Origin of the sequence: Lactiplantibacillus paraxiangfangensis (assembly GCF_036246185.1) — a bacterium.
GTDB lineage: Bacteria > Bacillota > Bacilli > Lactobacillales > Lactobacillaceae > Lactiplantibacillus > Lactiplantibacillus paraxiangfangensis.
The window spans coordinates 1-9,023 of sequence record NZ_BTPW01000047.1 but is presented as its reverse complement, the minus strand read 5'-3'; the positions used below and the strand labels follow the sequence as shown (position 1 = coordinate 9,023).

Sequence of the window (9,023 nt, the reverse complement as noted above, 5' to 3'; positions counted from 1 at the left end):
CCAACACGGCATTGAAGTATCCGATGTTGAAAAAGACTTCAGTACCCAAGATATTTTCATTGGTCTCAAAACCGCAATTGAGAAGAAAATCTGGATGATTCAGGCAGAGCTTGGGTCGGCGCCGGAAGTTGATGAATAAAATAATATTAAAAAATCGGTAGGCTTATGGTAGATTGTAAAATTAATCCGAACGCCCATTTGGATATTGGACAGCCCTAGTTCACAAAAGGTTTCGATTTTAATTCGTTCGGAATAGGTTATACTAGACAAAAGATCAGCTCCTAAAAGATGGGTTTGTGGTAAACACCATTTTAAAGGAAGCTGATCTTTTTTGTCCGAACAGCGTTCGGATTAATTTTACAATCTACCTTAAAACTAAAACTCTCCACGATAGAATTATATCATATGTTGAGAGACGTGTTCTAAGCCCTCGTTCAGTGTTGAAATGGTATAATCTATCATAGTGAACATTCAAAAACGTTAGGAGAACGATTCATGAACAACAATGAACGATTATATAAAATATCTGAAATAGCTGATATTGCAAAGGTTAACAAAACTAAAGTGTGGCGGTACATTCGTGATAATAACATTTCAGAACGTTCAATGAAAGGAAACGCGAAACTATATTCCGAACACACTAAAGACGTTATTATAAAGGCGTTTTCAAGTGAATCCGTTCACCTTGCAACTGAAACGAAAGCAGATACGTCACGAATATTGCTTGAACAAATAGACATTTTGAAGGGCGAACTTGAACGAAAGAACGATCAATTAGATAAAATGCAGTCATTACTTGACCAGCAACAACAACTCAATTTGTCTACTAACCGTCAAAATGAGAAGTTACTTGATACCACTACGAACAACACCCCCTCACAGGACGATAGCCCCTCGCAAAGCGACGATACAGACGTTTTAAAGCCTACCGAGGGTAATTCCAAGGGGGTAGAGTATAAGACGCCTAAAAAGGGCTTATTCGGCTGGCTAAGACGTTAAAAATACCCCTTTGTCATATTATCGGCAAAGGGGTATAATATTGTTTGAAACTAAATTAAATAGACAAAAAAATTCCCTCGGAGCCTAAACCGGGGGAACACACTAACTCTATCAAGTTTATGTGTTCATTTTACCTACTATTGTAAGATTTTTCAAGTAGGTAGAGTTGAATTTTTCTGGATCACGGGGGAGCCAAGCCCCGTTACTAGAGTGGCAACATTCTAGCCAAGCCAACTAATCTTACCTTTCGAGGACTGACAGCCGGTTAGCGGAGCTAATGAAACAAGTCGACAGGTCAAGTGAGAGCCGCCGCTATAAACTCCCACTAGGAATTAACCTATACTTGTATTTAGGCTGGTTCCAAACGGTGGCCCCACGTACGGGGCGGGCGGTAAAGCAGTACGAAAGTACAGGGCTATTACGCAAGGCCAGTGATCCAAACAACTAAAAATAAATGATTGCTGGCACCTATCAAGGGTGCTTTTTTGATAGGCTAAATTAGTTAGGCTAATCTACAAGCGCAATAGTAACAATACAAGTGTTTTTACGTGACGGTGATTCGTGACGAACAACAAAAAGTTTTCTTCTTCGCAAAACAAGGGGAAAACTATATCCCGCTCAGGTTCAAGCGTTCTGAACAGCAAAGGGCAAGTGCACTAAACTGGTTTGACCTTGAGGGTTAAGAGCACGTGATTGCGTGCAGATAGGTTAGACTAGGGTGTTATTAATATACTAGCCGTCACGTAGACCACAAGACGTTAAGAACTAACTACTAACGACAGACACACTATTAATATTATATAGTCTCAGCCTAGGCGGGTTCTAAGCCGACATGTTTCGGACAATTATACATGAAACGTCATTATCACAAAGTAACTTACATACGTAGAATAATACAATTTCACAAGTGTAAAATAATGGTATATTAACATTTACAAATTTACTCTATTTTCACAAAGTATCGTTATCGCATGATATTGGTAAATATATAGCCTTATATCGTTGATATAACAACGTTTTTAACACTTCACAAAGTTTAGCTTTGAATACTATGTGTTATGTTAACTAGCATAAAATAGTGCTATAATGAAAACTGACTCTAGTGGTTGCAACTAGCGTTAATAATGCTATACTACGTTTGTGCTGTATGACATGACATTGCACACTACTTTCAGTAACTTAACTGCACAATAAAAAGGCCTACCCTTAATTGGATAGACCTTTTTATTGTGTCGATTTTAATGTTATTATAATAATATGTGCTATCTATATTACTTGGGGGAGCGGCTATCTGTTTAGATAGCCGCTTTTTAATATTGCAATTTAATTAGAATGATCTAAAATAAAGTTGTCCCATTAGTCGGAACTCATGGTATTCCGTTTCGAAGTGACAACTTCTTAGTGAGCACTTACCCGGGTGTTCACTTTTTTAGTATTGCACCAAGTTTGCATAGTGCTATAATCATGCTTGTGTCTCCGACATGACACAAACACCTACTTCATAATAGTGTGACGATTCTAGCAAAATCATAAAGGCCCGTCATTAATTTGATAGGCCTTTTTGTGTGCTAACAAGCAACCTAAGCAACTTTATATGCTAAAAGGTGTAAAAACTAGTTAAAAGCTGTCAATTCCTTATGCTCCCACGTTTTGCTCGTCCGCTACCATTGACAGCAAACAGTTAGTTTTTTTTGAATCTTAACAAGAATCTAACTGCTATATTCGTTTTTAAGGGCCTTATTTCTCGTTTCTAGTGATTTTGAGACTGTCTATATATAAATTTATACCAAAGCAAAAATAAAAAGCCCTTAGCAGGCTTTTAGAGGGCTAAATAACGAAGCCAGGACGATTAATAATATCTTCTTGTCTTTTTTGCAAAACATAAGTATACAGGGAATCATACAAATTCTTTTTGATCTCGTCAGGTTCATTGAAAGAAGCTTCAAACAATTCTTGAATATCAACTTGCCAAGGATCAGCAAGCATTTCATCAATGGTTTTTAATACTTTCTTTTCGTCCATCTTGATTACTCCTAACATCAAAATAATGATTTCAATTTAGATTCACAGATTTTACAGTACCGTTATTCCAAATTTGTTACCAAACTTATAAAGATTCTTTGCACAGAACGATTAAAAAAATTGGCTTAAAACATCTTAATCCGCAACACTTTTTAAATATTTGAAACATAACAATCTTAGTTTAGGTGCAAACATAAATTGAATTAAAAATATGCTCAATTAAATAACGAGAAAAATTGATTTTATGGTTATCAGCAGACCGAGTGAAACGAGGTCAATGCGCACTTATACCCTTGACAAGTGTCAAGGGTAGATTTAATACCCATCGAAATGGGTATTATTTGTATTAGAAGGCTAGCGCCAACTATAAAAAGCCTAGAATAAACCCTCAAAAACATAGAGCTAAATCTCAAGATTAATCAATCACATTACGAAGGATCCAATGACTATAATCAAGACGAGCACTGGGAGTTATTACCCAAGGGTGATTAATTTCGAAAATTTGAATTTCAGTTGCTAAGTAAAGTGGCGTCTTACCATGATTAAAAGCAAAAACGGGTTGCGGAAAATCAGGCTTACTAGCAACCTGATGAACACTTTGACGAGAATTCATCTGCCAACGAATTTTTAAATCTTCACGCGACAATAATTGTGGCAGCTGTGTTTTTTCAATTTGAGCTTGTTGTTGCAACTTTTGTGTAAACTCTTGTTTAGTCTTGTTTTGATGCCAATCATCAAAAAGATCATACTTGTTTGATTTAAAATCTAAATCCATAAAGCCAGCCTCCTAACCAAAATCAATTTTATCCAGCATCGTTTCAGTACTAGCCTGGTCTAAGCCTAAATAAGCTAAAGTCATTGCTTCACTGGAATGATTTAGCAAATTCATGACTAAGCCAATATTATAATTTGATTGCGTGTAAACGCGATAAGCCCCGGTTTTACGCATCGTATGGGTCCCTAGATAATTAATTCCTAACAGATCGCCAACCTTGCTCATGATTTTGTAGAACTGTTTTTCCGTGATATGTCGTTCTGGGTGCTGAATCGAGGGAAACAACCAGTCAGAAACCAAATGGTTTTCTTGCAACCAAGCTTGATAGGCTAATAAATCAGTTTGCACGGGTTTTAAGTAGAGCAGGTTAGCTTTACCGGTCTTTTGGTCGTGTATAAACGCATTCTGACGCACGGTGCCGTTTTCGTTAAAGACATCTGTCCAACGAAGCTTCATAACGTCGCTCACTCGCAACAGAGTCGCTTTACCCACTTGAAAAACGGTATAGTTACGCCAACCAGCTTTGAAATTATGGAGTAACGTATCTTGCACTTCTTTGAGAACATTTGAATCTTTGATGGGTAAGACAATTTGTTGCATAGTTTTAGCTCCTTAAAAAATTGATTTTTAGTACAAATTAAAGTACAATATTAAGTACAATGAAAGGGTGGTAAATATGACATTAGCATTAACACAGAGCGATTTTCGCGCTAACCTAAAAAAATATTTAGATCAAGTTAATGACGAAGACGAAACCGTTTATATTGCTCGTTCAAATAGTCGCGCAGTAGCCATCGTTTCACAAGAAAAAATGGACTGGCTAGAAAGAGCATTAAAAGCGAAAGAAGGTTCGTTAGAATATGCCATTGCACGTGATCAGTTAATTAAACGCCATGTTTTACCTGACGATGAAATTGTTGAATCAGATGATGATTATTGGGGTCAGTTTAAATAATGAAAAAACTAAGATTTAAACCACGTGCAACCTTTAATGCTGATTTAAAACGGTTAGCCAGTTTAGACAAATCTATTATTGATGAAGTTCGAGCAGCCATTGACCTGTTACTTGAGCAACAACAATTACCACCAGAATTTGAAGATCATGAGCTTAATCGGCGAATGAGCGGTTATAATGAATTTCACTTACGAGATACCCCGAAAAACAAAACACCAAGCGAAACTAACGATGTCCTGGTGGTTTATACGATTGATAAAGATGAACTAGTCTTAATTGGCATTCGAGTCGGATCGCATGATCGTTTATTTCCTGGTCAAAATCGTGCTAAAAGGTATCGAAAAAATGACAAATAGAAGAAGTTATTTTTATAATATGAAAATAAATAACCCCTAATATCTACATTATAGATATTAGGGGTTATTATTTCAATGTTTTTGAGGGGCGATTTGTTAAAAATGGGCCCTTAAAAATATATAGCTTACTTGATCTTCCCATTTTCCTGGAAGATCTTTTTTGTTCGAAAATAATCCGACAAAAATTTGTTTTCTTGTTTTTCTGTGCTAAAATTAAGCCGTCTACTCGAACGTGTGTTCGAATATTGAGCAAATAATTTTTAAGGAGGTTGAATCAGAAACTGCTTACTCATTTGATAGCTTGTTCGTTGTAGGCGCTTATGGTTGCTAAACAACACAGAAAGGACGATTTATGTATGGATGAAATGGTAAAAGAAACACAAGTCTGGCTCAACAAAACTTACGGTAAAGTTTCTGGCTTTGGTAAAGTACCCGAGGACGGTAATACTGGTTGGAACACAGTTTATGGGTTAACTAGAGCCCTGCAACACGAATTAGGTATCACAGATCTAGTTGATAATTTTGGCCCTTCAACTGCCGCTAAATGGGATACTCAATTTGCTAATAAAGTTAAAACTGGCTTTAAGCACAATGTTGTTAAAATAATCCAAGGTGGCTTTTGGTGTAAGGGTATCAACCCTGAAGACTTTACCGGAGAATTTACTACTAACACGGCTGCTGCTGTCGTTGAATTAAAAAAAGACGCCGGTATCAAAGACACCAGCGCCAATGTAAACTCGGATATTATGAAAGCCTTGTTGACAATGAGCGCGTTTGTTTTAGTTCCTGGTGGGGACGCTAAAATCCGTTCAATGCAACAACAGCTTAATCATGATTATCAAGCTTACACTGGTATTTTACCATGTGATGGAATTTATCAAAGGGATACGAACACTGCTTTGATTTATGCTTTGCAGTCAGTGGAAGGTATGGATACTGGAACTGCTAATGGTTATTATGGTCCTGGTACGATCAATAAAACACCAACTGTTAATTCTGGCGCAACTGGGGCAATCGTTAAAATTATTCAATATGGTCTTTACGTTAATGGTTTCTATTCAGGCGCCTTCAATGGCCAATTTACACAAAATGTTGCCGACGGTATAGTTTCCTTTAGAAAATTCATGAAGTTGCCTCCTTATACTTCAACTGCTGACCTAACTGTGATCAAAGGCTTATTAACTAGTAATGGTAACACTAACCGATCTTCAGATGGTGTCGACATGGCTACTCAAATCACATCAGCTGCTACGGCTAAATCACTGAAAGCAGCTGGCTATAACATTATCGGCCGTTATTTGACAGGAAGCGTCGGGACTGGTGCTGATAAACGAGATAAAAATTTGACTAACACTGAAGTTAAACTGCTATTAGATGCTAACCTTAAGATTTTTCCGATTTACGAAGATGGAGGTTATGAAGAAAGTTATTTTAATAGCAAGCAAGGTTTCGCAGACGCTTCTATTGCCGTTAATACTGCACGTCAGCTTGGCCTACCAAGTGGGACAGTTATCTATTTTGCCGTTGATGTTGATATTCAAGATGGAAACATGAGTAGTACGGTTGTCCCCTATTTCGAGGGTATTACTGGTATTATAGGATCAACTGAATATAAAGCAGGTATTTATGGAACACGCAATGCGTGCTTGCATGTAAACCACTTAGTTAAGTATAGTTTTGTTGCTGATATGTCTTCTGGATGGAGCGGAAATTTAGGGTTCAAAATGCCTGAAAATTGGAGCTTTGATCAATTCAATGAATTTACTGGAGCTTCAACAGGGATTGATATGGATCAAGTTGCTGTCTCTGGTAAAGATAACGGAGTTTCTAAAGTTACCAAAGTTAATATAAATCCTAACGCTGCTTTCTTTACCCAACTGCAACAAGTAGAAGACCAGGCATATAGTTATATCAGCGGTGAAAGCTCTTCAACACCTGCTGAACAACTTGTTACCCAATTTTATAGACAATTTTCCTATTCTTCACCAAGTTGGGCACCCTTGGCCGGTGGATTAAATACTAGCTGGTTAGCATTCGCAAACTCAGCATTACATGTTTCAAAAGAAAGTGACTTCGAAACTCTTTATGATAGTACTACTGGCATAAAAATTGGCTTACCACACATGATGGCTTCTTTAAACGCACTTTTATTTTGGGGAGAACCACAGTCAGCCTCAGGAATTCAGGACCTTGGGGGCTGGTGTGGAGATCTTTTAACAAGTATAGAAGATGCTCATCTTAACCAGAAAAAATACGGCTCTTTTTATGAATCAATTACTGCATATGTAGGTAATAAAGGGCAATTTGGAAGGGAAGATTTGGTTGACGATTTGGATGCACTTAACGTTTACAGTACAATCCATTCGCAAAACAACCAAACTATATCCAAAATTATTAAAACTTATTACACCGGTAATGAAAGCTCCGTTCGCTTTAATTCTTACCTAAGTAATCGTTTTGATGATGACCTTGATTCACTACAGAACGACACATATACTCTTTTAAAAGGTGGTACAGGTTCATGGGGTGCAGCTTATAAAACCGCTTTATTGGCTTTTAAAAAGTTTAAATTACAAAAATATCCTTCTTATACTGACAGTGAAGCAAAAGACGCCGCTAAAGCTTTTCGCAAGTTAATTGAACAAAACGCATAGAAAGTAATAAGCAAAATGATAAACTATATATATTAGTTTATCATTTTACTTATTTTAGTTTTTTACTTTTATCTAAAAAATAGAAAGAGGTGCTAAATCAGCCTTGTACTCATGGTTAATCGTAATATTAGTTGTTTTTTTTCTCATAACAATTGATTTTTTATATTTATGTGACCATATAAATGATACTATCATTGAAAATGGCTATTTTAAAAACATTCTTACAATTATTATTTCAATTTTATCTAGTTGGTTCATCTCCAAATATTTGGGCCCTTTTTTTCTAAATTTCACTTCAGAAGTTGGAGTTACCAATTCATTCGGCTTTATATTAATAATTGTTGCATTAATAGGCTTTTCACTCCTATTCAACGCTGCAAGGCATGACATTGTAACTAGGAAAAAAACTGTACAGCAGGCTCAAAAAAAATACTTCAGACACAATCAAGTCCTAACTTTTTCTATGGTTCATTACGTAATCGGAATAAGTAGTGTTGTAATAGTTAATAGCATTGTATATTTACCAATCTTCCTCGACTTTTTAATTCCGATTCCCAAAAGTTACCCTGGTAACGTTGAAAAAATTGAACTCCAAGAATTCATTACTTTTATTATTACTCTTGTAATGCCTTTTTTAATCATAGTTTTTACCCCCTTTTCTTTGAAAAAATTACTCTCCCATTTCAATAAATAGGGTCCATTATCTAGTATAGACCCTATATATTCATAGCCCCTTTCTGTTTGGTGTTAAAGTATTAGTCATCGATGTCATGCACTATCTTGTTTAGCTCCGTTTTGATGGAACTGGAAATATTTTCTAAATTGAAATGATTATATATTTCTTTATCCTTAAGCATCCTTTTTTGTGCCTTATTTAATTTACACTCATTGTTACCCACTACCCATTCATCCTTTCTACGTATAAAGGGGTTTGCGCACTTTCCTTTAACGCGTTTTGAACATCTTCATAAGGTAAATAAAATTCAATTGTAGATTAATTTTACAATCTTCCATATAACGTCTCCATCTTTTCAAAACGACTTAATTCTACGGGCTATAAATAACTTAATTTGCCAGTGTATAACGTTTCAGATTAAGCTACCACTAAGTTATAATAACCATATCGAAAGGAGACCAATCTAATGAAATATACGAAAACCAAAGCAGTATTAAATCAACTCGTTGCCGATTTGAGCCAGATGTCAATGATTATCCATCAGACGCATTGGTACATGCGTGGACCCAACTTTTTGAAGTTGCAC

The 9,023-nt window shown here is 36.2% G+C and carries 8 protein-coding genes and 2 pseudogenes; 6 read left to right on the top strand and 4 right to left on the bottom strand.

Going from position 1 to position 9,023, the window contains the following annotated elements; translation table 11 throughout:
* Positions 1-139: pseudogene (locus AAA939_RS14890) on the top strand (DNA starvation/stationary phase protection protein); the annotation flags it as partial.
* A 41-nt stretch (positions 140-180) separates the two neighbouring features.
* On the opposite strand, the pseudogene AAA939_RS14885 reads toward AAA939_RS14890, so the two are convergent.
* A pseudogene (locus AAA939_RS14885) lies at positions 181-270 on the bottom strand (IS30 family transposase); the annotation flags it as partial.
* Positions 271-495: 225 nt separating this feature from the next.
* Here AAA939_RS14885 and AAA939_RS14880 point away from each other — a divergent pair.
* On the top strand, positions 496-999 hold the full coding sequence (locus AAA939_RS14880) for a DUF536 domain-containing protein (RefSeq protein WP_216770709.1): 504 nt from the start codon (positions 496-498) through the stop codon (positions 997-999).
* A gap of 1,827 nt (positions 1,000-2,826) precedes the next feature.
* Here the strand turns inward: AAA939_RS14880 and AAA939_RS14875 are convergent.
* The 3 genes from AAA939_RS14875 to AAA939_RS14865 all read right to left on the bottom strand — a co-directional run bounded on the left by AAA939_RS14875 (position 2,827) and on the right by AAA939_RS14865 (position 4,396).
* A complete protein-coding gene (locus AAA939_RS14875; RefSeq protein WP_010625611.1) occupies positions 2,827-3,039 on the bottom strand; it encodes a hypothetical protein in 213 nt (70 codons plus the stop codon).
* A 397-nt stretch (positions 3,040-3,436) separates the two neighbouring features.
* Complete coding sequence (locus AAA939_RS14870) at positions 3,437-3,796, bottom strand: hypothetical protein (protein WP_171786051.1); 360 nt, start codon at positions 3,794-3,796, stop codon at positions 3,437-3,439.
* 12 nt (positions 3,797-3,808) lie between these two features.
* Entirely contained in the window at positions 3,809-4,396 is a 588-nt protein-coding gene (locus tag AAA939_RS14865; protein ID WP_012660357.1) for a site-specific integrase, read from the bottom strand.
* A gap of 76 nt (positions 4,397-4,472) precedes the next feature.
* Here AAA939_RS14865 and AAA939_RS14860 point away from each other — a divergent pair, with 76 nt between their 5' ends.
* The 4 genes from AAA939_RS14860 to AAA939_RS14845 form a co-directional block, all read left to right on the top strand.
* Complete coding sequence (locus tag AAA939_RS14860) at positions 4,473-4,751, top strand: type II toxin-antitoxin system Phd/YefM family antitoxin (RefSeq protein WP_003586674.1); 279 nt, start codon at positions 4,473-4,475, stop codon at positions 4,749-4,751.
* The gene (locus tag AAA939_RS14855; RefSeq protein WP_027822196.1) at positions 4,751-5,107 is read left to right on the top strand and encodes a type II toxin-antitoxin system YafQ family toxin; all 357 of its coding nucleotides are present in this window, start codon (positions 4,751-4,753) and stop codon (positions 5,105-5,107) included. Before AAA939_RS14860 ends, AAA939_RS14855 begins: the two co-directional genes overlap by 1 nt.
* 356 nt (positions 5,108-5,463) lie before the next feature.
* Positions 5,464-7,761, top strand: coding sequence for a glycoside hydrolase domain-containing protein (locus AAA939_RS14850; RefSeq protein ID WP_014271901.1), 2,298 nt, complete (start codon positions 5,464-5,466; stop codon positions 7,759-7,761).
* Between the two features lie 1,142 nt (positions 7,762-8,903).
* Positions 8,904-9,023: ferritin-like domain-containing protein (locus AAA939_RS14845; protein WP_262345421.1), on the top strand; the 120-nt coding region annotated here is incomplete at its 3' end.